Consider the following 541-nt stretch of genomic DNA (forward strand, 5'->3'; position numbering starts at 1 on the left):
ATCGTTACGTTGCTCGTCATTATTTGGCTTGTAAACTTGACGCCCGTGGAAGCTATGTCTGCAAAGCAGGTTGTAATCACGAAAACATACGAATTGACCTCAAGCGCAGCTTACATTGAATTTCAATTAGACGGTTACGATGGGAAGTTTACTTCAACATTAAAATTGCCTGACGGTCACATTATTACTAACACGAAAAGCACGAACATAAATGATCCTGATAAATCATATTGGGTTAATGTTTATCGCATAGATAATGCAAACAAGGGGAAATACACGTTCACCATTAAAGCGCCAAAGCAGGCCTACTATAATCTGCGTGTGGATATTCCCTTGTTCTCAGATATAGCAGGCCACTGGGCGAAGCAAGAAATCACAGAGTTTGTACAGAAGGGAATCGTAGGCGGTTACGGTAACGGGAAATTCGGGCCAAACGATGCTGTTACCGGCGAAGCGCTTATTAAAATGGTTGTCGTGTCACTTACTGAGGAACAGTCACACGGTAAACTGCAATGGTTGCGATCCTTCCGCTGGCGGGTGA

1 protein-coding gene is annotated in these 541 nt (G+C 43.6%); it reads left to right on the forward strand.

All coding sequences use genetic code 11. From position 1 onward, the window contains the following. A partial coding sequence (locus tag AC1DWN_RS35015; RefSeq protein ID WP_477563384.1) for an S-layer homology domain-containing protein occupies positions 1-541 on the forward strand: 541 nt, incomplete at both ends.

The organism is Paenibacillus sp. P4_A7 (assembly GCF_056402455.1).